The following is a 24,190-nucleotide window of genomic DNA, read 5'->3' as shown; positions in this document are numbered from 1 at the left end:
CGGCGATTTCGAGGCCGGTTTCCGGCTCTGTATCGACCGGTTCAGGGAAATCTTCGGGTAGGACCTTTCAGCGCGCACAAGAAAAACCCGGCTCCGGGAAACGGAGCCGGGTTTTCTATGGATTGCGGTTGATCCAACTGAGATCGCCGTTTTGTAGTTCCTGCGGCTACATCGGTTCAGGCTCTAGGCCGATATGGCGAGAAACAGGAGTTCCCTTCTGATGTTGCGGAACCACCTGTCGCTTGAGGGGCCTTCTCCGGCTTCCCGTTCGCCGGGACCGTTGTAATTCAGCCGATCATTCATGACCCGGGAACCATCCCAAAAATCAATATGATCGCCGGCAGATCCGTCGGAGCGTTCGAAACAGTCCTCAAAATAGATGATGCCCGGCCGGCCGCTAATGGCGCGCTGGATCTGGTCCGCCGTCATGGCGTTGGAGCCGGCCTTGGAATAGCGCTGAAAGGTCCAGATACCCCGCAGATAGTCAATCAGTCGGGATGCGCTCGCATTGTGGGCGGCACCTGTCCCGCAACGCCGGTTGGAGGCGCTGTGGGTGTAGCGGATACGTGTCCGGTCGAAGTGAAAACCGATATCGGAGCGCATCAACGCGACGCTCATGCGTATCGCGCACTGGTTGGTGATATCCTGACCGCATGGCATTCCGTTGACCTCCCTGAACCGGCGGTATTCGCGCAACAGGACCGCCGCCGTTGGCGGGCGAATGGCGCCGGGGCCCAAAGTTTCCGTCGTTTCTGCCCTAGGGGTCACATTCGGTGCGGCGGTTACGCTGACAGGCACAGGCTCGTGTGGCGCGCGTTCGTCAAGGGCCCGCCACGTGAGGCGTCCGGCAACACCGTCGCCCTGACGGCCTTCTTCGGCCTGTCCTGCCATTGCCTGGAACCTGGCGACGCCTGCAACGGTCTCACCGCCATAGTCTCCGTCCAGCGTTCCATCGGGGCGAATGGATCGGCGCATCGTCGCCGCATTCACGGCGATCAATGCGTTTTGAAGAATTCGGACTGCCTCGGTATTGCGTTCGCCTCTTCGCATCGGGGGCGCGTTTTCCGCAGCGTCGCGAATTCGCGCGTTGTCGCGAAATTGTGGATTGGTGAGTGGCATCTTCAAGTTCCTCGAATACAAGACCGGCCCGCATTAAATCAGGTGCGGCCATGAAGTCGTGATTCCTGTCACCTTTCAGCGCATTTGATCGAAAGTTGCGCGCGTCTCAGTATCCGGCTCGAAGATCGGCATTTCAATTGGCAAAAATGAGTGTTTTGGGTTTCTGCGATCAGGTCTCAGATGCCGGAAACTTGCATGACGGCATCTTTGTTTGCTGATGTCCCTAGCGACCGAGTTCCGAGATCAACTCATCAGTTGTGACTTGCCTGCAGTAGCCCTTGATGGTTCTCAACGAGTGGTCGTGGCGTTCCTGTGAATAGGTGAGGCAGGCATCGGTGACCTGGGTGACGAGGTACCCGAGGTCACAAGCGTCGCGGATGGCGCTTTCAACGCATTGATCTGTGATGATACCGCTGATGACCAGCTGTTTGACACCCAGATTGCCGAGCACATAGTGAATGTGGGTCGATACGAACACCGATGAGGAAGATTTCGGAAAGACGATTTCGTCGTCACCGGGCGTCAGTTCGTCAATCATCTTGCCGTCCCACGAACCCTTGGGGACGTTGAATCCCGTAATCTTGTAATCAAGGCTGCGGTCGCGGCCGTCTTTGGTCAGGCTCTCGATGGTCGTATAGAGGACTTCGACGCCATTGTTCCGGCAGGCCGCCTGGAGCCTCTGCATGTTGGGCACGATCCGGCTCTGCATTTGCGAAAAGAACCAGCCGTATTTGTCTTCGAATTCCGCATCGGAAAGGTCGGTGAATTCAGCACCCTTTCGATGGGCGGCAAAGTTCTGGACGTCGATGAACAAGAGTGCGGATTGCTCCGGAACGAGGGGAACTTCGCGTGTCAATGTCATTTTGTCTGCTCCAGAACCTCAAGAAAGGCAGCCGTCAGGTGGTCTGCCCAAATTTTTTGCCCTTCGGGTGTGTCGACAAGATCATTGCGGATCTCGACCAGGCAATGTGCCAGTCCACGCGCTTCCGCGTGGTGCGGTATGAACCAGTCGCCGTCTTCCTCGATCATGTAGGGGACATTCATGCCGACCAGCAACCTGTTGTCGCGATGGCGGATCGTTTCCGCGATGATCTCGGCGCTGCGCGTATCCTTGCGGGACAACAGCCCAAGGTGCCAGGGCCTGTGCTTGCCGAGATAGACGGGCGTGAAGGAATGGATTGAAAAGGCGGCCCGTTTCGGGGTCGCTTCCAAAAGACATGTCAATGCGGCGTCATAGGGTTCGAAAATGGATCGCCTGCGATCCATCCGTTCCGCATCGCTCAGGTTCTGATTTCCTGGAACGGCAACGTCTTCGCTGACTTCAGGTATCGCATCCGGCGATTCGAATGGGCGGTTGCAGTCATAGACCAGCCTTGAATAGCTTTGTTGAATGAGGTCGGCGCCGAGATTTTCGGCGACCCGCTCGGCGACGGCAAGCGCTCCAATGTCCCAGGCGATATGGCGATCCAGCTCCGCCTGGGAAAGACCAAGCGTTCCGAGAGATGCGGGAATGGCCCGGCCAGCGTGTTCGCAGACAAGAACCACTTCCGCACCCTCTTTTCGCCTGGTGCAGAGCACCGGATCCGGATCGTCGTTTCCAAGCAGGTTTCTGCCTAGATTTTCCGCGGAATATGCTGCTTCCTTGAGCATGCAGACCTCCAGAGACGTCTGATAATTTTTTTTCATATCGGCACAAATGTGAAAACTTGACAAGAAATTTTTATAAGCACACTCTGAAAGGCATGATGTCGCACGGAACAATTCGTGATCTGATTACCGAAACGTCTCAAGCCCTGACAGGGACTGAGCGAAAGCTGTCGACCACGCTTCTTTCGGACTACCCGTTCGCAGGGCTGGAGCCGATCCAGGTCCTTGCCGACCGGACCGGTGTTTCCTCGCCGTCGATCTCGAGGTTCGTGTCGAAGCTCGGCTTTCAGGGGTATCAGGACTTCCAGAGGAAATTGATCCAGGAACTCAAGGCCAGTCAGAGGTCTCCAATCGAGCTGATGGTGGAGGAGAGAGAGGTCGACGGATCTTTTCTGGGAGATTTCACCAAGCGTGCGAGCGCGCTGATGGACGAGATGTCAAATACCATAACGGACGCGCAGTTCGAACGGGTCTGCAGCCTCGTGAGTGATCCTAACCGCCGCGTCTTCGTACTTGGCGGAAGGGTGAGCGATCTGGTGGCGCAGCATCTGAGCCGCCATCTGAAGCGGCTGCGTGATGATGTGTTTCATATGGAGTCCGATCCGGAAACCTGGCCCGACAACTTGTTGAGAATGCGTGGCAAGGATGTTCTGTTCGTAGTCGATTTCCGCCGCTACCAGAAATCGATCGATGATCTGGCGAACCTGGCGGCGAATGAACGGAAAGCCAATGTTGTCGTTCTGACGGACAAGTGGATGTCGCCATCGGTTGCACACGCAAGCGAAACACTCGCGGTTCCGGTGGAGAGCGGCACTGTCTGGGACAGTTACGCCGCTGGTTTCACGCTCATGGAAGCAATCATGACGAGGGTCGCGGAGACGGACTGGAAAAAGCACAGCAGGCGCGTGTCTTCGTGGGAAGCACTGGCACACGGGAGGCAAGAACTCGGGAATGATAGCTAAACCCATGATATTTGCCGCTTTGTCCGATCTTTCAGGCAAGACACGCGGCAAGGCCTTTCCTGCGGACCAGCTGCAAAAGCGGCTTGAAAGTGGCATGGGATGGGTGCCGACCAATGTCCAGATCACGTGTTTCGACACGATTGCCGATAGTCCGTTCGGATCGTTCGGCGACCTCGCACTTGTTCCCGATCAGTCGGCGGAAGTTGCCGTCGATTTTGAGGACGGGTCTCCCAGGGAACACTTCATGCTGGGCGATATCCGAACGCTCGAGGGCGCGCCCTGGGGATTTTGTACCCGGTCGATCCTGCGGCAGGCGCTGACACGTTTGAACACGCTCACCGGTGCGCGCCTGCAGGCGTCCTTCGAGCATGAATTCCAGTTTGCCAGGGGATCTACACTGGTCCACCAGGGCTTCGGTCTCCAGGGGCATTCGGAACATGCGCGGTTCGGGGAAGCCTTGATGGCGGCACTTGAAAAAGCAGGCCTGAAGCCCGACAGCTTCATCTGCGAATATGGACCGGACCAGTTCGAGGTCACAATAGCACCTGAAGAGGGTGTGAGAGCAGCAGACGCGGCGGTCATCACGCGCGAGTTGACCCGGATGACAGCGCGAAGGGTCGACCAATGCGCCACTTTCACACCCATCCGGGACGTCGCAAGTGTCGGCAATGGCGTCCATATTCACATGAGTTTTCTGGGAGAGGCAGGACCGATCACCTACGATGCGGCAGGTGAGCACGGCATGTCTGCGCTGACGGCAGCCTTTTCGGCTGGGGTGCTGAAATATCTTGAAAGCATTCTGGCTTTGACCGCGCCATCGGTGATTTCCTATGAAAGACTGACGCCGCACCGCTGGAGTGCCGCGTTCAACAATCTCGGATTGCGGGACCGTGAGGCCAGCTTGCGCATCTGTCCGGTGACCGCGAAGGACGCTGAAGGGATAGCCCGCCAATTCAACATCGAATACCGCGCGGCAGATGCGGCAGCCTCACCACATCTAGCGCTGGCCGCGATCATTCATGCCGGATGCCAGGGGATAGAGGAAAAGCTCGCCGCGCCAAAGGTTACTGAAGAGGACCTGTCACTTCTGGACGAAAGCGGTCTGGCTGCGAAGGGTTTCGTGCGCCTGCCCCAGACGTTGGAGGAGGCACTGGATCGCTTTGCCGCAAACAAGACCGTCACCGGCTGGTTCGATCCGTTGTTTGCCGAAGTCTACGTCTCGCACAAGAAGGCGGAAGCCGCTTTCCTTGAAGGAATGGATACCGGTCAGAAATGTACCGCCTACGAGGAGGTCTACTGATGCTGGTTCTGGAAGACATCTCGAAGCAGTTCGGTGGTGTGCGGGCAGTCAGCCATGTCAGCTTCGAAGTGGCCGCAGGCGAGGTTCGTGGCCTGATCGGCCCGAACGGTGCCGGCAAGACCACGGTGATCAACCTCATTTCCGGGTTGCTGACACAAACGAGCGGCACCTTGTTCCTGGATGGTGAACTCCTGAACGGGCAGGGATCTGCGGATCGCACACGAAAAGGCATTGCCCGCACATTTCAGAACCTGAGGATCTTCGAAAACCTGTCCGTTGGACAGAATATCGAAGTTGCACAGATCACGGCGCAGTCCGAAGGACATGCAGACAGTCCGGCCATTTCAGAAGCGATCGAACGTTTCGATCTTGCAGGCAAGCTGGCAATGCCTGCAAACGCGCTGTCATATGGACATTTGCGGCGGTTGGAAATCGTGCGCGCGCTCGCACTCAACCCGAAGGTTCTGATGCTTGACGAACCGGCCGCGGGCATGAACGAGCAGGAAACCGCGGAGCTGGCCGCAGGTCTTGAATGGGTCAAGACGCGCTTCGGCTGCGCCACACTGGTCATCGATCACGACCTGAAATTCATCATGACGCTTTGCGACAGGATAACGGTCCTGAACATGGGAGCCGTGATCGCTGAGGGAACGCCCCGGGACATAACAACAAATCAAGACGTAATTGATGCCTATCTGGGCGAGGACCATTCAAATGCCGCCTGAGGCGGCGCAATAACAGGAGAGGGACAGTGAAAAAAATCGGACTTACTCTCGCCGGGCTCGCCTTTGCGGCCGCGCCGGCATTCGCCGCCGACACGGTCAAGATAGGCCTGGCAGTACCAATGACCGGCGACTACGCGCCTTATTCGGAATTCCAGGGTGCGCGTTGCATGGCGGAGAAAATCAATGCGGAGGGCGGCATCAATGGCATGCCGATTGAACTGTTCGTCCAGGATACCGGTTCGGACACGCAGACCGCCATTTCTCTTGCCCAGAAGTTTCTGGACGATGGTGTCGTCATGCTCGGAACGATCCCGTTTTCAGACACGATGATCCCGGTGGCGCAGGTCGCGGCCGGATATGGTGTGTCGATCTTCCAGCCCCAGTCCACGCAGGTGGAAATGCATGCCGGCATAGTGGACAACTTCTTTACCGGCGTTTCACCTGATCCGTTTACCGCCACGGCGGCCGCCAATCACGCCCTGAAACAGGGCGTGAAGAACGTTGTCCTGTTCACATCGGATGAAGGCGGATCGTGGTCCGCGCGCACACCACTCTGGTTCGGCGAAGTGATCGAAGAGAACGGCGGCAAGGTTCTTGCCAAGCTGAATTTCAGCTTCGGAACATCTGACTGGTCGCCGCAGATCGCGGAAATCAAGGCGCTCGATCCTCAACCGGATGCTGTCTACATCTCGTCGATCATGCCGGATGTCGGGGTTCTTGTCCGCCAGCTGCGCAGTGCGGGTATCGATGCCTGGGTGGTCGGGTCCGACGGATTTGACGATCCGTCTCTGGATGCGATCGGCTCCGACGACCCGAGCCTTCTTGACAAGGTTTTCTTTGCAACGCTGGCACCTTCTCAAGAGGACAGCGCGGTCGTGAATTTCATGAAGGAATGCAAGGAAATGGGCCATGAAGTGAATGGCCTCTTCCCGGCAACGGGTGCGGACACGATCATGGCTGTCAAATTCGGTGTCGAGACCGCGGGCAGCACCGATCCGGCAGCGGTCGCCGATGCAATCCGTTCCGCCGACAGCCTGCCGGTTCTGACCGTCGACTCGATCTCGTTCAAGGATACGAAGACCTATGCTCAGCGCACCATTCCGGTGATCGGCTACAAGGATGGAAAGCGCGTTCTTGTGACCAATGAAATTCCCGCCAATGTTCCGACCGACTGGAACTGATAACTCCGGCGCGGCCTTTTCAATGGGCCGCGCCGCAGGACCTATCTGATGCTCACCATCCAGGATCTACACGTCTTTCATGGTCCGATTGAAGCGGTCCATGGCATATCCCTTGAAGTTGAAAAGGGCAAGTGCATCTCGCTTCTGGGACCGAACGGTGCCGGAAAGACATCGACTATTTCGGCGATTACCGGGATCGCCCGCTCGACCGGCCTCATTCGTTTCGAGGGCCGGGATCTTTCACGCGAAAGCGTGGAAGCCCGCATAGCCGCCGGAATTGCCGTTTCTCCGGAGGGGCGGCGCATCTTTTCCAATCTCACTGTTCTGGAAAATCTCACACTCGGTGCGGCCCTGCAGAAGGATGCAGTGGAAAAGGCAAAGGATACCGACCACTGGTTTTCTCTGTTTCCGATCCTTGCAGAGCGCCGGGACCAGTCCGCCGGAACACTTTCCGGCGGTGAACAGCAAATGCTTGCGATCGCGCGTGCGCTTATGGCACGCCCGAAGATACTCTTGCTGGATGAACCGAGCCTGGGTCTGGCGCCCAAGATTGTGCGGCAGATATTCGATCTGATCGCCGACCTGAAAGCCCGGGGCATGACGATCCTTTTGGTCGAACAAAATGCGACGCAGGCGCTCAAGCTTGCGGATTACGCCTATCTCATGAGTTCCGGCCGGATCGTCGCGCACGGAACGGCCGATGACCTGGGCAAGAGCGACAAGCTGATGGCAGAGCTGACGGGGGTTGCCTGAAATGGAATACATAGTCCAGCAGGTGTTGAATGCGCTCAGTTTCGGCGCGGAATATGCGCTTCTTGCGCTTGGCCTTGCCATCGTGTTCTCGATCATGGGATTGGTGAATTTTGCTCATGGCGAGATCATCGCTGTCGGCGGATACACGATGGTCGCCTTTGCCTCGCTTGCCATCGGCAATCCGATGATTGTCATGGCCGGGGCCGTGCTGGCGGCGATGCTGGCTTCGCTGACGCTGGAAAGAGTTGCTTTCCGACCTGTGCGAAAGGCGGATCCGACAACGGGCCTTTTGACTGCCTTCGGGGTTTCCATCGTGCTGCAAAACCTCTTTTTGCTGTTCGTGTCGCCCCGGCCGATAGCGGTGACATCTTTGTATTTTCTCGACTGGTCGATCGAGATTGCGGGTATCCGCCTGGCGTCGCTTCAGGTCTTCGAAACTCTGACGACCATCATCGTCATTATTGCCCTGATGCTGTTTTTGAGACGGACGGTGCTTGGGCTCGCGGTGCGTGCGGCTTCGCTCGATTTCGAAATGGTGCGGCTGACGGGTATCCGGGCCAACAGGGTCTTCGCCATTGCCTTCCTGATTTCCGGCCTGCTGGCGGGTCTTGCCTGTATCTTCATTATGGCGCGGCGCGGCAGCGTCGATCCGCATCTGGGTTTTGAACCGGTCCTGAAGGCCTTCGTCGCCTGTGTTGTGGGCGGATTTGGCAGTCTTCCCGGAGCTGTTCTCGGTGGTTTCCTTCTTGGAGCTGTGGAAGTTGCCATGCTTGTCATGCTGCCGCAGAGCCTTGGCGGCATGACGGATGCGTTTGTATTCATGATCGTTGCGATGATCCTGATCTGGCGACCCGATGGAATCCTGTCTCCCGCCGTTGAGAAGGGAGACAAGTTGTGATCCGGTTGAGTTCAAGTCAGAAGTCCGGACTAGTCGGCGCTGCCTTGCTCGCCCTTGTCCTTGTCGCGATCGGTTTGCTGACCACCTATTTCGGTTCGCGTTATCAGGTTCGGCTGGTTTACTCGGCCTATGTCAACCTGATCGTGGTGCTGGGGCTTCAGGTCTTCATGGGCAACGCGCGGATCACCAACCTGTCGCATAGCGCCTTCATGGGAATAGGTGCTTATGCAGCTGCGCTTTGCGTTACGCCGGAAAACATCAAGAAGATCTCGCTGCCTGATGCTCCCTGGGGCCTGGCGCAATTTTCGCTCGACCCGGTGGTATCCGCGCTGATTGCCGTCGTGATCACGGCTGTGCTTGCCTTTTTGCTTGGCATGCTGATTGTCCGGCTCACCAGCATCGGTGCGACAATCGTCACGCTGGCTATTCTCGTTATCATTCACGCCATCTTTCTTTATCGAACCGATATCTTCAAAGGTAACCAGGCATTCTTCGGCATTCCGCAGGTTTTCAATCTGACCTCGGTGATTGCGATAGCGATCGTGGTGGTGATTGTCTGCCGACTGTTCCGCGAGAGCCGTTGGGGCATTCAGCTCAGGGCGAGTGCGGACGATGAGGTCGGCGCTGCCGCTATGGGTGTCCAGATCTACAGACTTCGCCTGATCGCCTGGGTTCTGGGGGCCGTTATCCTGGCCGTCGCGGGGATCTGTTACGCCTATTTTCTCGGGACGATTTCGGCCCGGCCCTTCTACTTCAACCACGTTTTCCTGACTCTTGCGATGCTGATCCTGGGAGGTATGCGAACCGTCACCGGTGCCGTCCTCGGCACCTTCCTGATTTCCTTCGGACTGGAAGGGGTCCGGTATCTGGAAACAGGGCCTGTGTTTCTGGGCATTGATCTGCCGGAGGCCCTCGGACTATCGGGTATCGCGCTGGGAGCCGTGATTGTCTTGACTATGGCGCTCCGTCCGACTGGTATCATGGGAAACCGGGAAATCGAGACGCTGTTCGTCCGGCAAAGACACTAGGAGAAAGACGTGGCTTGCAATCACACGATCCACAAACACGCGCATCACTTCGGCTGGGACAATTCGATCGAGCCGATCCTGACCGTTACGCCAGGCGAAACAATTGAAGTCGAGACGATTGACAGTTCCGGGGGGCAATTCAACCAAACTTCGACAGTGGCGGACCTGGGCAATCTGAGTTTCGACAAGGTCAATCCGGTCACCGGTCCGATCTATGTAGAAGGTGCCGAACCGGGGGATGCCGTCGCAATCACCTTTCTGGACTTCAAGCCGTCCGGCTGGGGCTGGACCGCGAATATTCCCGGGTTCGGGTTGCTGACGGACCAGTTTCCCGATCCGGCGCTGCATATCTGGAAATATGACGCGGTTGCGATGAAACCCGCACTCTATGGACCAGGTGGCGCGGTTCCGCTGAAGCCCTTTGTCGGCACGATCGGCCTCGCAGTTGGTGAACCTGGTCTTCATTCAGTTGTTCCACCCAGGCGCGTCGGCGGCAATCTCGACATTCGCGACAATACAGTCGGGACAACGCTTTATCTGCCTGTCGAGGTCGCGGGGGGGCTTCTGTCGCTCGGCGACACCCATGCCGCGCAGGGAGACGGCGAGATTTGCGGCACGGCGATCGAAAGCCCCATGGATGTTGCGATCAAGGTGGATCTACTCAAGGGCGCGAACTTCGCTTTTCCGAGATTTGAGACGGATGGACCGGTAACCAGGCATTTCGACACGATGGGATACCAAGTCACGACCGGTATTGGCGAGGACCTGATGCAGGCAGCCCGCGACGCGGTTTCGGGCATGGTCGACTGGGTCTCGACCAGAACCGGAATGAGCGCGCTCGACGCTTATATGCTGTGTTCGGTCTGCGGAGACCTGCGGATTTCGGAAATCGTCGATATGCCCAATTGGACGGTGTCGTTCTATTTTCCGAAGAATGTTCTGGGGTGATACGGAACGGCAGCGATGGGTGCGATACGGTCAAACCGACATGGTTCAAGCACTTGACGCTCATTCGTCGTCGCCTTTGAAATCCTGGCTTGTAAGCGGGTTGGATGGGATCATTCCCTCCTGTGAATGAAAAACGGCCCCAAAAGGGCCGTTTTGGATCTATTTGGAGGTCGCCAGGCTCAGTCTCAGGCGTTCTCTTGTTTTCTACGCCGTCCAAGGAATCCGATCAGCCCAACGCCGCCCAGTAACAGCGGAAGCGCTGCGGGAAGCGGAACGGCTGTTACAGTTTCGTTGACGTTGAATATCATCGTGTAATCAACGCCACCACCGTTGTTCATTCCGAAAACGCCGTTGCCAAGAACCATGTTGTAGATACCGGGACCGATTGGTGCAAAGCTGGCCGTTGCACTGAAGGGACCGAAGAGTGAAAAGTCTGAGGAAGGCCCCATTGTAATGTTGAAAATTTCAGGCGTGACTGAAGATTCAGACAGAGTCCAGCTTGGCGGCGGGAAAGCAAAGTAAGGATTGAATGCTGTCGCATTTTCGGCAAATACGATGCTTGCGCCAACCAGCGTCTGGTTGGCTCCGATGACGATGTTGAATGCGTCGGCGGAATCGGTCGGTGTAAAGACAGATCCTGAAAGTGAATTTGCGCCTGCAATGAGCGAAAAATCACCGAGATCAGATGGGCCGCCGATGTTGTCGTAATCTCCTGCTGCTTCAACGCCGGTGGCCTCGTCATAACTGCCGGTGAAAGTGGGAACAGGGGCAGCATGGGCCAATGAAGATAAAACGCTTAAAAGCGCAGCTGAGCCAAAAGATAAAAGTGATTTCATTCCATCCCCCTAAAATCAGTTTTTTGTAACTGAAAATTAAAATCAATTTTTAAGCTAATGATTTATTTGGGATGAGTCGACAATAAATAATTTTTTCTTTGTGTATCAAATTTTCATACGAAAATTATTTTAGCCAGTTGAAGTATAATGGCAAATAATACATATTTTTTTAAAGCATGGGCTGTTGGGCTATTTTTTTTTGGAGTTAATAAATGTGATGCAACTAGCATATGCGGAAGGTTGCTTCATTCATTTTTTAATTGTGAAGGATCACGCCTTTCAGGGCGAGCATTCAACAAGATGCTATCCCCTTTGCAATCTGAATTTGTGGAATCAATTATGAAGTTGGCGTGATTTGTTGTCGTCTGAAACTATTGGGCCGAACCCCGACTGCGCAGAATTCCGCTTGGTCAACACTCATACACTCGAACGCAAAAGAATCCTGTTTAACGTCGTGCGGTCTGCGTCAATTCCAGGCCCGACTCTGATACCATCCTTCAGCGCTTCTGCAACCTATGCGATTGTGGTGGTTGTTGAGCAATGCGCAACATGACATTGCGGGTGGCGTAATCGGGCGCCGGTCAGGCTGGATGGTCTATGCAGAGACTGGATTTTGAGTTGGACAAGGCGCAGGTCAAGCGCGCCTGGGGCGTGATTGATCGTGAGTTCCAGAATCTCGGTCTGGTACTGCGCCGCGGGTCCGACTTCGACGTCGTCGAGGCGATGGCTGCCTCCAGCGGTTTTCCGCCGCTTGAAGGGCATTTCACACCGACGCTCAATACCTATACTCCTTCCCAGGCCTTCTGGCTTGCTCTTACCGATCAGGATGGACGGATGGTCGGACGGGTCTGTGCCCGGTTCGACAAAATGGAATATCCCATGACGCTCACGGATTTCTGGCGCAAGTATTTCCATCGCTGCTATCCGAATGCCGTGGGCGGCAAGGTTGAGCTGGCCGCAGAACAGCCGCGTGTCGGACGGCGGATAACCGGCGACGTTGTCTATCTGGGGGGAACATATGTTGCCCGCGACTGGCGCAGGCATAAGCTGGGTGGTCTATTGAACCAGCTCGCCCAGATCGAGGCTCTTCACGACTGGGGAGCCGGTTTCTACTATGGATGGATCCAGGGCCACACGTTTCTTGACGGCTTCTGGCGCGAATGCGGCTTCACCCGATGCGCGCACAACGCTCTGACATGGGCGGAACCATTGCCTGGTACGCTGGATGCCAATCTGGTTTTTGCGGGCAATAGTGTGGATGACGTGTGTGATCTGATAGATCGCGTTGCTCGTGGATTTCCAGTAATTCCATCAGACAGAATATTCGAACAATCCCCGAGCGGGTCTCGAACCTGACAAGCAGTCGCTGCAACGTCATGTCGGGAACGCCGGCACCAAGCCGATTGCCTGTCCTTTGAATATCCAGCCAGGGTTCTCCCCTGATCGCTGTCTGATAGGCATCCGCAACACCTTTTCGATAGACGGATGGCAGAAAGCTCGTGGCCGGTTTTTGCGCCTCCGAATCCAGCGCATGCGGAAAAAACCGCCGGAAAGTGGTCTGATTGCCGGCAAAGGTGATTTTGGGAACGTCTCCAGGCTCGGCTGACGGCAACGTCAAGAGCAGCCAGGGACTCAGCTTGGTCATTCGGCTGTCACGGATCATGACGCCGCTGTTGTCTTTCCATGTGTTGAGCAGGAACTGCGCCCGCTCGCCGGCCAAACCGCTTTCCACATTCGAAAGGGGAAGTGGCTCAACAAAGGTATTGTTGCTCATCGATCTGTCCAAACGGCCCCGGGTTGGGCTGGAAACCACGCTGGATCGCTTCTGCAAAGATATCACCTCTTGCTTCCACGGCAAGTTCGGCACGTTCCGCATCCGTCAACAGACTGGTTTGGTCGTGGTTGAACATGTTGAAACAGTGAAAGTCCAGCAGGTACAGGCAGTCATACCTGGCGGCTATTTCAAACAGTTCGAGGAACTCAAGTTGTTCCTTTGTAAAATCCTGCACACTCATGATTTTTTACCGTTTACTGTTTATTTTTTCAATTTGACGAGGGCCTCATAGACGAAGAAAACGCTCTCCAGAATTTCGAATTGGTTCATGCGCCGGGGCTCCGGTTTGCGATTGTTCTGTTCAACCACGCTCTCCAGGGCCTTCAGGTAGAGATCCATGTCCAGACCCCTGGAAACCTGCTCGGGTTCCTGAGGTGCTTCGCCGGGAAGGGGGGCTTTGAGTTCCCGGGACAACAGCAGCATGTGTTCTGCGCTGAGTGCCTGTTTTCCCTTGCGGATTCGCGAAACTGATGCGGGTGTCAGACACAGCAGACTGGCAACCTCGGTATTTTTCATACCACTGGCTTCGATGGCGTTGTCCGCCCAGGTTGTGACATCAATGCCATTTTCACCCGCAGGTGATTCCATGTTACGCGTCCCGTAAGAAACATTAATAAATTATGAACGATAATTACGCGATATGACATAAATTGCAACTTAAGAGTCTGTCACAAACTGTTGTTTCCCGTACAATCTGGGATATTGCTTAACGCGCAAATCAGATGAGTTTGCACTCCATAAAAAGCAAGACAGCCCGGGATTGTCAGCATGTCGGTTGGCCAGTAAAGGCACCCGTTCTGCCAATTCCACTCCCGACCTGACCCTGTGTTGTTCTTTCGGGTTGCATGTCGAAGAAACGTCCGGTGAAATATCCTTGGAAGCAGTACGAATGAACTTCGTATCTGACCGGCTGCATTCCGCAAGCATGAGATGACGTTTGGGAACATGTTCAGTGGCATCCACCTGCAAAGCTGCTGCGTATTGTCTCTGGAACCGACACAAGCAGATTCGACCGAGAGATTTGATGATGAATGCCGATGACAACTGGAAGCGAAACTGGGTCAATCGGGGTGTCGCTGGATATCTGGCCGTTTTTATCGTCGGTCTGCTCGTCAACCCCAGCTTCGTTCGCGCGAATGAAATTCTGGAAAATGTCCGATGGCTTCTGTCCGATCCAGAGCGGTTGCCTCTTATCGTGGAAAAGCGACGGAACGAGATTGCTGCCTTCTACAATTCCGACCAGGGTGAAGTTCTCTGGTTGAACCAGCCTCGCAGTCTTGAACTCACCAATCACATGGAAAACGCCGATCGTGAGGGATTGCGACCGGAAGACTATCCAGCCGAAGTGCTTGTGAAGGCGACGGCCTCGCTAAACAGTCTTTCCTCGGCTGCGGACGTTGCGTGGGTCGAACTGCTGCATACCGGGCACTTCCTGGACTACGTGCATGACCTGCGCGCAGGTCGTGTCTCGCCGAGGGTTCTTTATCCGGATGCCTACATGCCGTTCAACTCGATCGATGCGGTTGAGGCGCTGTCACGGCTGGTTGCCTCGGAAGACATGGACATATTTATCGCGGACTGGCAGCCGCAAGACGACACCTATCGACGCTTGAAAGCGCATTTGCAGCAACTTCATGAGATCCGGAAATCCGGCGGCTTCACCTATCTGGAGCCCGGGGAGGCAGTCGAGGCAGGACAGAGCGCTCCAGAAGTACCTGCACTCCGCAAACGTCTGCTGGAAGACGGCCTGATCGCGGATGCGTCAGACGACGAGTTTTTCGACAAGCGTCTCGCTTTTGCAGTCGGACAGGCGCGGCAGCGCTACGGGCTGGACGTTTCCGGGCGGGTCACACCGGAGCTGATCCGGGCACTGAACATACCGGTCGGAAGGCGTATCGAGCAGCTTACCAACGCCATGGAGCGGATCCGGTGGCTTCCAAACGAATATGCCCGCCTGCAGCTCTATATCAACAAGGGCGAAAACACATATGTGTTTCTGGACAACGGGCGGGTCGTCCAGGAAGGCCAGGCCTATCCAAACTGTCCTGACAGGAACCACACGACGATGGCGACCACCATCGAGGCTGTGACATTCCATCCAACCTGGCAGGTGCCATGGGAATTCTTCGGCAAGGAGCTTCTGCCGCGATTGCAGCAGGATCCGGAACAGGTCGAAGCCGCGGGTTATTATCTGAAGCGCAGCGGGGCCGACGTTCCACTTGATGCGCTTCCCTGGAAACAGGCAACCATTCGGGACCTGGAACGGGCAAGCAACCGGGAGCAGTATGCGTTGTACCTGCCTGCTTCCAGCGAGAACCCGCTTGGGAAATATGCCTACCGGTTAAGGCAGGAACACCGGTTGTCGCTCTTTGACCTCGACGCGGCGCCGGAAGACGGACTTTTCTGCAATCCCTACCTGCCGAAAACGGCATTCGGGATCGTTAACGGCCTCGACATCCTGGACAAGATCATCGAACCGCGCGTTTTGCCGGTCGATGGTATCGAAGACCGGATTTCACGGCGGGACACTGTCACTTTTCCGGCTCGTGGCGGATTGATGGCAGTTGTCTCACACCTGTCGGTCTGGGTGCAGCGCCAGGGGCTGATCCGCTTCGGACATGATCCTTATCTGGAAGATGCGCGATTGACAGCTGCGCTTTCGGGCCGGCCGAAACCTTAGACATCGATCCGGCAAATCATCGGTATCGCAGCCTTGAGGCGGGACCTTGCACGGGCGGGCAGCAGCGGTTCAGAAAATTCAGAGCAGCATGATCATGGTGCCGGCAAGCGTCAGGAGCACATTCGCCAGCGCATAGGTGCCGGCGTAACCGAGTGCAGGCACGGTGCTTTTGGCCGCCTGCTGGACAATGCCGAGGGCAGGGGTGCTTGTCATGGCTCCCGTAAGCGCTCCCAGTAGCAATGCCGGGTTCATGCCAAGGGCAAGCCGTCCGAATGCGTATCCACACAACAGAGGCAGGCATGTCACGACGACACCCGAAACAAACAGCACCGGTCCAACGGATCCGATCGCCTCTGCGATACCACCTCCCGCATTCAGTCCGACGCCGACCATGAACAGGAGCAGACCAAGTTCCATCAGTATAAATCTGGCTGCCGCCGGCATGCGCCCGAAGGTCGGCCGATTTGCCCGCAAGAAACCGACACAAATCCCGGCAACCAGCAAACCGCCTGCGGTTCCTATTCCGACATTGATGTCGCCGACCTTGACGGTGATCTGACCGAGCATCAGGCCGAAGACAATCCCGGCAGCGAACGTCAGCAGGTCCGTTTCAACGGCCTTGCGGTCTTCAGCGCCAAGTTCGGCAATCGCACGGTCGAGTGCACGTCTTTCTCCGGTCAGGATCATGACGTCACCGCGCTGGACAACCGTCCCGGGCGCAAGGGGCAGCTGAATCTGGGAGCGGGTGATCCGCGTCAGATAGCAGCCGTGCCGTTCGTAGGTACCGATCTGTTCCAGCGATTTGCCGACCGACATCGGGTTGGTTACCACGACTTCGGCGACATCAACGACCGCATCGATCAGGTCCCTGTCCAGAACTTCCGCTCCGAGCCCATAAAGATCTCGCGCCTTGGCGTGCTCTTCCGGCGTCGCGAAGACCGCAACCTTGTCGCCGGTTTCAATCACCGTTTCGGGCTGCGGATCGATAAGCGCTGCCCCCCGTTTCAGCCGATAAAGAGACTTGTAGCTGATTTCCTTGGTGGTGCGGGCCGCCAGAGCTTCGGCAATGGTCATGCCGTTCAGGCCCGGGTCATCCAGTTCATAGGCTCGCAAGATCGGCCTTTCGATCTTTTCTTCCACGTTTTCCGCCTTGAACCCGCGCTCGTTGGCGAAGGTTTCCGCTGCTGCGGCAAGGTCTGTCCTGAGCAGGTTCGGCAGCAGCTTGACGACCAGCAGCAGACCGACCGTTCCGAAAATATATGTGATGGCATAGGCAACGCTGATGCTCTCGATCAGACTGTTTGCCGTTTCTCCTGTGGGAAGGGAGACAAGGCCCGATGAAACCGCATTCTGGGCGCCGACGAGCGTGGGGGTGCTGGTCAGGCTGCCTGCCATAAGGCCGGCGGCAAAGGAATTGGAAAGGCCAGTGAGCCATGCCAATCCGAGAACGAGCAGAAAGGAGCCGGCGGTCATGAACAGTGTCAGAACAAGATATTTCGGACCATCCTGACGCAAGACGTTCAGGATCTGCGGTCCGGCCTGCCAGCCGACGGAATAGATAAAGAGCGTGAAACCGATCGACTGGACGATAGGATCGATCGTGTAACCGTAGTGACCAAACAGCAATGCACACAGAAGCACGCCACCGGTGACACCGATTTCGAACCGGGCGATCCGAATGTTTCCGATCAGGTAACCTATGGCAATGATCGTGAAGATCACAAGCACGGAATCCTGATGAAAAATACTGGAAAAGTCGATCGTCATATCGCGGTCTTGTCAGCTGTCTTTAATAGGTGAACAGGCGGTATCAGTCCATTTTCGAAAGACCTGCAGCGGTATTTCGCCAGCCCGGGCGTTCCCATGCGAGACTGATGCGTCAAAATCATGACCTCACCGCGTCAAATCCATCCAAGTCTCCAATTGATGCAAAAACAAAGGCCGGTCCCGATGTTTACGGGCCGGCCTTTCAGTTCAGATTGTTTTTTGGGGTTCAGTTCTGCTGCATTAGCGTCACCGATACCAGGTCCTTTCCGACAATCGTTTCTCCTTCAAATCCGCTGTCAGCGACTGCCGAGCGGTAGTCGTCGTCCGTCAGGGCCCCCTTCGGGAGCTTGTAGGGGCCCTGACGGGGGGCACCAACCGGCGGGATCAGGTGGGTTAGCATCAATTGCTTGACGCCAGCCCGTTTAGCCAAATGACCTAGATCCGTCGCGTTGCTTTGCCGGTAGTAAATCGGAGGCGGAAAGCCTGTACCGCCGTCCGGCCCCATGACCGGGTGAATTGTGGAATGAACGATGATGTCGGCGTCTTTTGCCAGTTTTTCCACCTGATCCGAAGTCGAGGTCTCGCGCGGAGGCTTGCGGACATCATTGCCTGCGTCGCCACCGATCACGACACTTCCGGCTGGCGTGTCGACCCTGTAGGACGCGTGACCGGCAATGTGTGTCGACCTGATCGCGCTGACCTTGACGTCACCCTTCGACCAGACTTCGCTTGCCTCGTCTTTGGGTGAAAAGTCCCTGACCTGAAGCAATTCGGCAGGTCCGCCTGGCAAACGTTTCTTGTTTTCAGCAAGGCGCTGGGCGATCTCGCCGGAGTTTATCAAGGGGTCGCCGATGTGGGTGGCAAAACGTTGGCAACTCAGTGCGAAGCCGAGCGGAGACTTGGTCTCCTCGCTGCAGACAAGGTCAACTTTCGGCCCCTGAGAATTGAAGTGCCACCGCAATTGCATGATATCGGCGAGACCTTCGGAATGATCTGAATGCAAATGCGTGAGGAACACCGCATCGAGTTTGCCGACCGGCACGCCGGCTTCACTCAGGCGCTGCGTCGTGCCGCGTCCTGTATCGAACTGAAGCCGCACGTCATCACATTTGTTTTCAGCCGAACCGTATTGAACAAGCGTTCCCGCACCTGCCTGTCCCTTGAATACGGGAGGTCCACCCTGGGTGCCGGTCAGCGTGACTTTGAGGCAATTTTCTGCCAGTGCTCCGCTCGCAGCGATCACACCGGCGCCGAAAAGAGCCGCTTTCAGAAGCGTTCGCGACATTCTCTCCTCCAATCGATTTAAATGTTTTTCTTTTAATAATATCGATTTTTAAAAATTGTACAATTCTTCATCGATTAAAAATCGGAAAAGTGATCACTCTACGGCTGAAAGAAATGTCAATTGGCGATCGGCTCGCTTTCGGAACGCCTGAGATCCAGCTTTTTCGCTGAGGCATCCAGACCGCGGATTTCCGAAGACGCCGTGATTTCTTTTGCGGTGGCAAAGCGCTCATGGTTTTGCGCCACCTTCGGAAGGTCATAAAGATAGTTGACCATTGCACCGGCCGACTGGGCCTGTCCCTTTGGAGACAGGTCGGCCTCTGCATGAACCGCATGGATCATTGCACCGTTGCCGAGATGAAACCGGGCAACCGGATCCAGCGGAAGTCCGTCAGGCCGCTTTGCCGACATCAGGTAATGGGCGGCAAGTGTCCTGATCTGTTTTGCATCTGCATCCTCGAAAAGGATGTCCTCCGACTTCAGCCAGTTTGTCAGCTCCGGAATGGGGGACAGGGTCACGAAGGTCTTCAGGGCACGCAATTCGGTTGCCAGATCCGCCGCCACCTGCTTGATCAGCGAATTGCCGAAGGAAATTCCCGCCAGACCCGGCTGACAGTTTGATATTGAATAAAATGCCGCCGTTCGGGCCTCGTCTGCAGCAAGCGCTTCCCGGTCTTCCGCCAGAAGATCCTGAATTGACCCGGGAACGGCGCTCGTCAGGGCGACCTCAACGAAGATCAGCGGTTCGTCCGGCATTGTGGGGTGAAAAAACGCAAAGCACCTTCGGTCACCCGGTACAAGCCGGCGTCGCAGGTCTTCCCAGCTGGCAATTTCATGAACGGATTCATAGGCGATGATCTTTTCCAGGATATGCGCCGGGCTTTCCCAACTGATCGGGCGCAAAACGAGGAAGCCCCGGTTGAACCAGGAGAGAAACAGGTGGCGGAAGTCCTGATCAAGCGCCTGGAGCCGGGGATCGCCCCTGCCAAGCCTGAGCAGATCGGCACGCATCTGTACAAGGGCTTCCGTCGCACCGGGGATCTGGTTCAAACGGCGGATCAGTTCCTGTCTGTCCGGCTCGACTGATGACATGAATGCGCGGTAGCTCTGCTTGCTTGGATCTGCTTCATAAGCTTCCAGCGCGCTGCGAACCTTGTCCGGATCGATGTTCATATCGCTGGAAAGATGACGGAAAAAAGCGAGCTTTTCCTCGTCATTCATCTCCCGATACCGCTTCAGGATATGATTGGCGGCGGACAGTCCCGAAACCTCTCCTGTTGCCCCGACAAGGGCACTTATCAGCTCTTCCATCGAGCGGGCGTCCGGTTTGTCCAGGGCTGCCGTCAGGTATCTGCGTTCAAAGATCGTCGACAGCAAGTCACCGAGAATCGTCATACGCCTCTCCAAGAACCAATAACCGCCAGACTGCTGCCAGGCACCAGAATTGGACAGTCTCAACGCAATTCCGCGGCAATCGGTTTCACCGGATGATGATTTGCCGCCTGTCCAATAGACATAGAGCAGTGTCACCGGCCACCCAATTGGCTTTAAGACGTAAAATCAGACCGATGCACCGCCAGATCAGGATAGATCGATCCTGTTTCCGGACAGGCCGACCGAAAGCGTGAAGCTGCCTTCATTGATAAGCCAGCGCCTGATCGTGAAAGTTCGCACACCCCTTTTGTGCATCGGGTCTTCCTCGGCAAAACTCCTGGCTTCCTCAAGAGAACCGGCGCGATAGACAATCATGCCTTCGCCGTTCAGGTCTTCCCCGGTGAAATCGGACACAGGGCCGGCAAATGCCAGCTTGCCTTCGTTTTCCAATCTTGCCTGGTAGGCAAGATGGTCCGGCAGTGTTCCGGGCAAATCGACGTCCGGCCCGGCCGGGGTTGTGTTCACGACATAAAGCTCAAGTGCCAGAGCTCCCCGCTCCTTGGCAATGCGTTTGTAGTCAGACCATTTTGGCATGTGTCACCTCCAATTTTACCTAGAATAAAAAAATCGATATTATTTGACAATATTAAAAATAGTCGTCAAAGTAACAAAAAAATTGGAAACACCGAGGCTAGCATGCGATTCATAGTGGGAACAGGAGTGTCAGGTAAGGGTGTCTACCTCGTGGATGGCGAGTGGGCCTGGAACCTGACCGTGGTCGACAGTGCCGTCGGAACCGAATTGAGCGCGTTGATCCAGGGAGATGTCAACCTGGGGGATGTCATCGCGTCAAAGGACAAGACGGACGCTGAGCCGCTGTCATCGCTGACGCCCGGCCTTCCGGTGGATCGTCCGGGAAAGATCATTTGCCTCGGCTTGAACTACGTCGATCACATCAAGGAGGGGGGCTACGACATTCCTTCCTATCCGGCGTTGTTCATGCGCTGCACCACTTCCATGATCCCTGCGGGCGCACCGATGATCCGGCCCAGTTGTTCAGAGCAGCTGGATTACGAGGCGGAGTTGATGGTGATCATCGGCAAGGGTGGCAAGCACATACGCGAGCAGGACGCCCTCGAGCACGTATTCGGGTATACGATATTCAACGATGGTTCGGTTCGCGAATATCAGCGCAAGACGCATCAGTGGACACCCGGAAAGAACTTTGATGGAACCGGCCCGGTCGGTCCTGTTGTCGTCACCCCGGATGAATTGCCCGATGGGGCTGATGGACTGAAGATCGAATCAAGGGTCGGGCAGGAAATCCTGCAGAGTGCGACCACATCCGACATGCTGTGGAGCGTCGCCAAGACCATCGCGACAATCTCCGAATTCACGACGCTCCAGCCGGGCGACATGCTGGCGATGGGAACACCGCCGGGCGTCGGGCACGCCAAGACGCCTCAAAGATGGCTGCGGCCTGGTGAAACTGTTGAAGTGGAAATTGAAGGTATTGGCATCTGTGCCAATCCGGTCGTTGCCGAAGAGGACATCGTTGCAACGGAGGCAGCGGAATGACCATGGCCGTGTCCAAGGCTCCAACCGGTGAAACTCTGGAGAAACTGCGTGCCGAAGCACACGCCCAAATTCGGGGCTTGCGCGAACGGATAGGCAAGCTGGACAACAACGGTATCGATCTGATCCTGCGCGGTGCCAGATCCCACTACGCTTGGCAAGACAAGCCGGTGCCGCGTGAAATGCTGGAAACGATCTACGACATTACCGCTTCCGGCCCGACCAGCATGAACACCTGTCCGGCAAGGTTCTTCTTCATTGAGACGCCAGAAGCCAAGAAACGCCTGACAAAGGCTCTCAAGGACAAGAACATCGACAAGATGATGTCGGCGCCGGTGACCGTGATCATCGCCCACGATGTCGAGTTCTGGAAGGAGTTGCCCTACCTGTTTCCGCATGAGGACCGGCGACCTCACTTCGAAGGCAAGGCAGAACATTCCGAGGCGACCGCCTTTCGAAACGGGACCTTGCAGGGCGCATATTTCATGATTGCCGCGCGCGCACTCGGGCTCGATGTTGGAGCCATGTCAGGGTTTTCCAACAAGATTGTTGACGAGGAGTTCTTCTCCGGCACGACCTTGAAGTCGAATTTCCTTTGCAACCTCGGTTATGCGGATGAAACGGCGCTGTTTCACAAACTGCCCCGTTTGCCGTTCGACAAAGCCTGCAAGTTTCTGTGAGGTCTGGACCGTGGCCCTGAGAGAAAAAACAATCGTCAAGCTCCGTTCACAGGGTGACGGTCTCAGTCATTCCAGAATGGACGTGACCATCCGGGATCTGACGTTTTCCATTGATGAACCGGAGGTGCGCGGTGGCACCAACATGGGTCCGGCACCCACCGAAGCAGCGCTTGCTGCGCTTGCGGGATGCACGAATGTCATCGGCAACAAATGTGCCGGCAAGCTGGGTGTCGATATCGGACATCTATCGATTGAAATAACCTGCGAGTTCGACCGCCGGGGCGTTACGCTTGAAGAAGAAATAGACGTCCCTTTCGTCGCGCTGCGACAGGTGGTGACAAGTGATGGAACCGCAACGGAAGAGGATCTTTCGCGGGTTGCGTCAAACGTCGCCAAATACTGTCCCTTGTCCAAACTGTTTGAACAATCCGGGACCGCACTTGAAACGATCTGGCAAAAAGCCTGATCGGTCACTTTTCTTTGGGAGGAGAATGCCATGATTGGAAAACTGACAAGACGGAGTGCTCTTGCGCTGGCGCTCCTGAGCGCCACGTCACTGCCTGCGTTTGCAACCGAAACCATCAAGGCGGTGGTCATCGACGGCTATCCCGCACGGGCCTTGTGGGTTAAAGAGTTCACGAACTTCTTCATCCCCGAGGTCGACAAGCGCCTGGCGGAAACCGGCAACTATGAAATGGACTGGCAGGAAAGCTATGGCGGGTCCATCGTCAAGCCGAAGGGTGTTCTGGAAGGAATAAAGCTGGGTCTCGGTGACATCGGCATCGTTACGACCATATTCCATTCCTCGAAACTGCCGACCCAGGCGATTTCCGCAGTGACCCCTTTCATCGCGCCTGATTCCAGGGCGGTTGCCAAGGCTGTCGACGAAATCGCCAAAGAATATCCGACCATGCAGAAGGAATTCGAAAGTCAGAACCAGGTTTATCTGGCGACCGGTGTCGTGCTGGACACATATCAGGTGTTTTCGAAAGAACCGATCAGCAGCATTTCGGACCTGGAAGGCAAAAAGGTCGCGGGTGCAGGCATGAACCTGCGCTATCTTGAAGGCATTGACGGCGCTGCCGGAGTGCGTGGCGGTCTGACGGATTTCTACAACATGCTTCAGACAGGGCTTGTCGACAAAGCGATGCTGTGGCCGGAGGCGGCGAGTACATTCAAGATCGCAGAGGTCGCACCCTACATGTTGAAAGCCGACCTTGGAGCGGTCAATTCCAAGACGATCACGGTCAACAAGGACTATTGGGACAAGCTTCCCGATGAGGTCAAGGACGTGTTGCAGGAGGTTGCCGTCGAATATCGGGACCATGTTGCCGGTCTTGCCATGGATCGCGCGCAGGCCAGCCGCGACAAATACGTCGAAGCGGGTGGTACCATCGTTGAAATGGACGCAGCCGAACGTGAAGCATGGGCAGCAGCCATGCCGAACCTTGCGGTGGAATGGGCCGCTCAGCTGGACTCCAAGGGTGAACCGGGCAGCGATATGCTGAAAGCCTACATGACCAAACTACAGGATGCAGGTTATTCTCCGACCCGTGACTGGTCGGCTGAACTGTCCCAGTAGCCGGACCGTAAACAGCG

The 24,190-nt window shown here is 56.0% G+C and carries 24 protein-coding genes; 14 read left to right on the top strand and 10 right to left on the bottom strand.

Annotated elements, in window-relative coordinates:
- Nucleotides 1–183: 183 nt before the first annotated feature.
- The 3 genes from LA5095_RS16840 to LA5095_RS16830 all read right to left on the bottom strand — a co-directional run bounded on the left by LA5095_RS16840 (nucleotide 184) and on the right by LA5095_RS16830 (nucleotide 2,769).
- Complete coding sequence (locus LA5095_RS16840; RefSeq protein ID WP_055116782.1) at nucleotides 184–1,119, bottom strand: T6SS effector amidase Tae4 family protein; 936 nt, start codon at nucleotides 1,117–1,119, stop codon at nucleotides 184–186.
- Nucleotides 1,120–1,342: 223 nt separating this feature from the next.
- On the bottom strand, nucleotides 1,343–1,981 hold the full coding sequence (locus LA5095_RS16835) for a cysteine hydrolase family protein (RefSeq protein WP_055116780.1): 639 nt from the start codon (nucleotides 1,979–1,981) through the stop codon (nucleotides 1,343–1,345).
- The gene (locus tag LA5095_RS16830; RefSeq protein ID WP_158510393.1) at nucleotides 1,978–2,769 is read right to left on the bottom strand and encodes an N-formylglutamate amidohydrolase; all 792 of its coding nucleotides are present in this window, start codon (nucleotides 2,767–2,769) and stop codon (nucleotides 1,978–1,980) included. Before LA5095_RS16830 ends, LA5095_RS16835 begins: the two co-directional genes overlap by 4 nt.
- A 95-nt stretch (nucleotides 2,770–2,864) precedes the next feature.
- Here LA5095_RS16830 and LA5095_RS16825 point away from each other — a divergent pair, with 95 nt between their 5' ends.
- The 8 genes from LA5095_RS16825 to LA5095_RS16790 are packed head-to-tail and all read left to right on the top strand — an operon-like array spanning nucleotide 2,865 to nucleotide 10,561.
- Nucleotides 2,865–3,728: a MurR/RpiR family transcriptional regulator gene (locus tag LA5095_RS16825; RefSeq protein WP_055117042.1), complete on the top strand. Its 864-nt coding sequence runs from the start codon at nucleotides 2,865–2,867 to the stop codon at nucleotides 3,726–3,728.
- Nucleotides 3,718–5,028, top strand: a complete 1,311-nt coding sequence (locus LA5095_RS16820; RefSeq protein ID WP_055116776.1) for a type I glutamate--ammonia ligase — start codon at nucleotides 3,718–3,720, stop codon at nucleotides 5,026–5,028. The genes LA5095_RS16825 and LA5095_RS16820 overlap by 11 nt, the downstream gene beginning before the upstream one ends.
- Nucleotides 5,028–5,753: an ABC transporter ATP-binding protein gene (locus LA5095_RS16815; protein WP_055116774.1), complete on the top strand. Its 726-nt coding sequence runs from the start codon at nucleotides 5,028–5,030 to the stop codon at nucleotides 5,751–5,753. The genes LA5095_RS16820 and LA5095_RS16815 overlap by 1 nt, the downstream gene beginning before the upstream one ends.
- Nucleotides 5,754–5,779: 26 nt before the next feature.
- Nucleotides 5,780–6,934 carry an ABC transporter substrate-binding protein gene (locus LA5095_RS16810; RefSeq protein ID WP_055116772.1) on the top strand — a complete coding sequence of 385 codons (1,155 nt, stop codon included), beginning with the start codon at nucleotides 5,780–5,782 and terminating at the stop codon, nucleotides 6,932–6,934.
- A 48-nt stretch (nucleotides 6,935–6,982) separates the two neighbouring features.
- A complete protein-coding gene (locus tag LA5095_RS16805) occupies nucleotides 6,983–7,687 on the top strand; it encodes an ABC transporter ATP-binding protein (protein WP_055116770.1) in 705 nt (234 codons plus the stop codon).
- Nucleotide 7,688: 1 nt separating this feature from the next.
- Nucleotides 7,689–8,585 (top strand): branched-chain amino acid ABC transporter permease, encoded by an 897-nt coding sequence (locus LA5095_RS16800; protein WP_055116768.1) that lies wholly within the window; start codon nucleotides 7,689–7,691, stop codon nucleotides 8,583–8,585.
- Nucleotides 8,582–9,613 (top strand): branched-chain amino acid ABC transporter permease, encoded by a 1,032-nt coding sequence (locus LA5095_RS16795; protein ID WP_208992721.1) that lies wholly within the window; start codon nucleotides 8,582–8,584, stop codon nucleotides 9,611–9,613. The genes LA5095_RS16800 and LA5095_RS16795 overlap by 4 nt, the downstream gene beginning before the upstream one ends.
- Nucleotides 9,614–9,622: 9 nt before the next feature.
- Nucleotides 9,623–10,561: an acetamidase/formamidase family protein gene (locus LA5095_RS16790; protein WP_055116765.1), complete on the top strand. Its 939-nt coding sequence runs from the start codon at nucleotides 9,623–9,625 to the stop codon at nucleotides 10,559–10,561.
- Between the two features lie 185 nt (nucleotides 10,562–10,746).
- On the opposite strand, the gene LA5095_RS16785 is transcribed toward LA5095_RS16790, so the two are convergent.
- Nucleotides 10,747–11,397, bottom strand: coding sequence for a PEP-CTERM sorting domain-containing protein (locus LA5095_RS16785; protein ID WP_144436018.1), 651 nt, complete (start codon nucleotides 11,395–11,397; stop codon nucleotides 10,747–10,749).
- A gap of 597 nt (nucleotides 11,398–11,994) precedes the next feature.
- Between LA5095_RS16785 and LA5095_RS16780 the strand changes: the two genes are divergently transcribed.
- Nucleotides 11,995–12,753 (top strand): GNAT family N-acetyltransferase, encoded by a 759-nt coding sequence (locus tag LA5095_RS16780; RefSeq protein WP_055116760.1) that lies wholly within the window; start codon nucleotides 11,995–11,997, stop codon nucleotides 12,751–12,753.
- A 395-nt stretch (nucleotides 12,754–13,148) separates the two neighbouring features.
- On the opposite strand, the gene LA5095_RS16770 is transcribed toward LA5095_RS16780, so the two are convergent.
- Complete coding sequence (locus LA5095_RS16770) at nucleotides 13,149–13,412, bottom strand: hypothetical protein (protein WP_029063193.1); 264 nt, start codon at nucleotides 13,410–13,412, stop codon at nucleotides 13,149–13,151.
- 20 nt (nucleotides 13,413–13,432) lie between these two features.
- Nucleotides 13,433–13,819, bottom strand: coding sequence for a helix-turn-helix domain-containing protein (locus LA5095_RS16765; RefSeq protein ID WP_055116756.1), 387 nt, complete (start codon nucleotides 13,817–13,819; stop codon nucleotides 13,433–13,435).
- A 436-nt stretch (nucleotides 13,820–14,255) separates the two neighbouring features.
- Between LA5095_RS16765 and LA5095_RS16760 the strand changes: the two genes are divergently transcribed.
- Nucleotides 14,256–15,911 carry a L,D-transpeptidase scaffold domain-containing protein gene (locus LA5095_RS16760; protein ID WP_144436017.1) on the top strand — a complete coding sequence of 552 codons (1,656 nt, stop codon included), beginning with the start codon at nucleotides 14,256–14,258 and terminating at the stop codon, nucleotides 15,909–15,911.
- 78 nt (nucleotides 15,912–15,989) lie between these two features.
- Here LA5095_RS16760 and LA5095_RS16755 read toward each other — a convergent pair whose 3' ends face one another.
- The 4 genes from LA5095_RS16755 to LA5095_RS16740 all read right to left on the bottom strand — a co-directional run bounded on the left by LA5095_RS16755 (nucleotide 15,990) and on the right by LA5095_RS16740 (nucleotide 20,930).
- On the bottom strand, nucleotides 15,990–17,678 hold the full coding sequence (locus LA5095_RS16755; protein WP_055116752.1) for an aspartate:alanine exchanger family transporter: 1,689 nt from the start codon (nucleotides 17,676–17,678) through the stop codon (nucleotides 15,990–15,992).
- A 226-nt stretch (nucleotides 17,679–17,904) separates the two neighbouring features.
- Complete coding sequence (locus tag LA5095_RS16750) at nucleotides 17,905–18,963, bottom strand: MBL fold metallo-hydrolase (RefSeq protein ID WP_055116750.1); 1,059 nt, start codon at nucleotides 18,961–18,963, stop codon at nucleotides 17,905–17,907.
- A gap of 116 nt (nucleotides 18,964–19,079) precedes the next feature.
- On the bottom strand, nucleotides 19,080–20,357 hold the full coding sequence (locus LA5095_RS16745; protein ID WP_055117038.1) for a malonyl-CoA decarboxylase domain-containing protein: 1,278 nt from the start codon (nucleotides 20,355–20,357) through the stop codon (nucleotides 19,080–19,082).
- 186 nt (nucleotides 20,358–20,543) lie between these two features.
- Nucleotides 20,544–20,930 carry a YciI family protein gene (locus LA5095_RS16740; RefSeq protein WP_055116748.1) on the bottom strand — a complete coding sequence of 129 codons (387 nt, stop codon included), beginning with the start codon at nucleotides 20,928–20,930 and terminating at the stop codon, nucleotides 20,544–20,546.
- A gap of 102 nt (nucleotides 20,931–21,032) precedes the next feature.
- Here LA5095_RS16740 and LA5095_RS16735 point away from each other — a divergent pair, with 102 nt between their 5' ends.
- Genes LA5095_RS16735 through LA5095_RS16720 form a run of 4 tightly spaced genes read left to right on the top strand, consistent with a single transcriptional unit; the run spans nucleotide 21,033 to nucleotide 24,173 of the window.
- The gene (locus LA5095_RS16735; RefSeq protein ID WP_055116747.1) at nucleotides 21,033–21,914 is read left to right on the top strand and encodes a fumarylacetoacetate hydrolase family protein; all 882 of its coding nucleotides are present in this window, start codon (nucleotides 21,033–21,035) and stop codon (nucleotides 21,912–21,914) included.
- Nucleotides 21,911–22,591, top strand: coding sequence for a malonic semialdehyde reductase (locus LA5095_RS16730; protein ID WP_082442448.1), 681 nt, complete (start codon nucleotides 21,911–21,913; stop codon nucleotides 22,589–22,591). The genes LA5095_RS16735 and LA5095_RS16730 overlap by 4 nt, the downstream gene beginning before the upstream one ends.
- A 10-nt stretch (nucleotides 22,592–22,601) precedes the next feature.
- Nucleotides 22,602–23,057 carry an OsmC family protein gene (locus tag LA5095_RS16725; protein WP_055116746.1) on the top strand — a complete coding sequence of 152 codons (456 nt, stop codon included), beginning with the start codon at nucleotides 22,602–22,604 and terminating at the stop codon, nucleotides 23,055–23,057.
- 30 nt (nucleotides 23,058–23,087) lie between these two features.
- A complete protein-coding gene (locus tag LA5095_RS16720) occupies nucleotides 23,088–24,173 on the top strand; it encodes a C4-dicarboxylate TRAP transporter substrate-binding protein (RefSeq protein ID WP_055116745.1) in 1,086 nt (361 codons plus the stop codon).
- The last annotated feature ends 17 nt before the right edge of the window (nucleotides 24,174–24,190 follow it).

Origin of the sequence: Roseibium album, from assembly GCF_001404515.1 — a bacterium.
Classification (GTDB): Bacteria; Pseudomonadota; Alphaproteobacteria; order Rhizobiales; family Stappiaceae; genus Roseibium; species Roseibium album.
This window is presented reverse-complemented; position numbering and strand designations above follow the sequence as displayed.

Excerpts from the sequence above, each read along its gene's own strand:
- LA5095_RS16840 (WP_055116782.1), bottom strand. The coding sequence starts at position 1,119 with ATGCCACTCACCAATCCACAATTTCGCGACAACGCGCGAATTCGCGAC.
- LA5095_RS16835 (WP_055116780.1), bottom strand. The coding sequence starts at position 1,981 with ATGACATTGACACGCGAAGTTCCCCTCGTTCCGGAGCAATCCGCACTC.
- LA5095_RS16830 (WP_158510393.1), bottom strand. The coding sequence starts at position 2,769 with ATGCTCAAGGAAGCAGCATATTCCGCGGAAAATCTAGGCAGAAACCTG.
- LA5095_RS16825 (WP_055117042.1), top strand. The coding sequence starts at position 2,865 with ATGTCGCACGGAACAATTCGTGATCTGATTACCGAAACGTCTCAAGCC.
- LA5095_RS16820 (WP_055116776.1), top strand. The coding sequence starts at position 3,718 with ATGATAGCTAAACCCATGATATTTGCCGCTTTGTCCGATCTTTCAGGC.
- LA5095_RS16815 (WP_055116774.1), top strand. The coding sequence starts at position 5,028 with ATGCTGGTTCTGGAAGACATCTCGAAGCAGTTCGGTGGTGTGCGGGCA.
- LA5095_RS16805 (WP_055116770.1), top strand. The coding sequence starts at position 6,983 with ATGCTCACCATCCAGGATCTACACGTCTTTCATGGTCCGATTGAAGCG.
- LA5095_RS16800 (WP_055116768.1), top strand. The coding sequence starts at position 7,689 with ATGGAATACATAGTCCAGCAGGTGTTGAATGCGCTCAGTTTCGGCGCG.
- LA5095_RS16785 (WP_144436018.1), bottom strand. The coding sequence starts at position 11,397 with ATGAAATCACTTTTATCTTTTGGCTCAGCTGCGCTTTTAAGCGTTTTA.
- LA5095_RS16780 (WP_055116760.1), top strand. The coding sequence starts at position 11,995 with ATGCAGAGACTGGATTTTGAGTTGGACAAGGCGCAGGTCAAGCGCGCC.
- LA5095_RS16770 (WP_029063193.1), bottom strand. The coding sequence starts at position 13,412 with ATGAGTGTGCAGGATTTTACAAAGGAACAACTTGAGTTCCTCGAACTG.
- LA5095_RS16765 (WP_055116756.1), bottom strand. The coding sequence starts at position 13,819 with ATGGAATCACCTGCGGGTGAAAATGGCATTGATGTCACAACCTGGGCG.
- LA5095_RS16760 (WP_144436017.1), top strand. The coding sequence starts at position 14,256 with ATGATGAATGCCGATGACAACTGGAAGCGAAACTGGGTCAATCGGGGT.
- LA5095_RS16755 (WP_055116752.1), bottom strand. The coding sequence starts at position 17,678 with ATGACGATCGACTTTTCCAGTATTTTTCATCAGGATTCCGTGCTTGTG.
- LA5095_RS16750 (WP_055116750.1), bottom strand. The coding sequence starts at position 18,963 with ATGTCGCGAACGCTTCTGAAAGCGGCTCTTTTCGGCGCCGGTGTGATC.
- LA5095_RS16745 (WP_055117038.1), bottom strand. The coding sequence starts at position 20,357 with ATGACGATTCTCGGTGACTTGCTGTCGACGATCTTTGAACGCAGATAC.
- LA5095_RS16740 (WP_055116748.1), bottom strand. The coding sequence starts at position 20,930 with ATGCCAAAATGGTCTGACTACAAACGCATTGCCAAGGAGCGGGGAGCT.
- LA5095_RS16735 (WP_055116747.1), top strand. The coding sequence starts at position 21,033 with ATGCGATTCATAGTGGGAACAGGAGTGTCAGGTAAGGGTGTCTACCTC.
- LA5095_RS16730 (WP_082442448.1), top strand. The coding sequence starts at position 21,911 with ATGACCATGGCCGTGTCCAAGGCTCCAACCGGTGAAACTCTGGAGAAA.
- LA5095_RS16720 (WP_055116745.1), top strand. The coding sequence starts at position 23,088 with ATGATTGGAAAACTGACAAGACGGAGTGCTCTTGCGCTGGCGCTCCTG.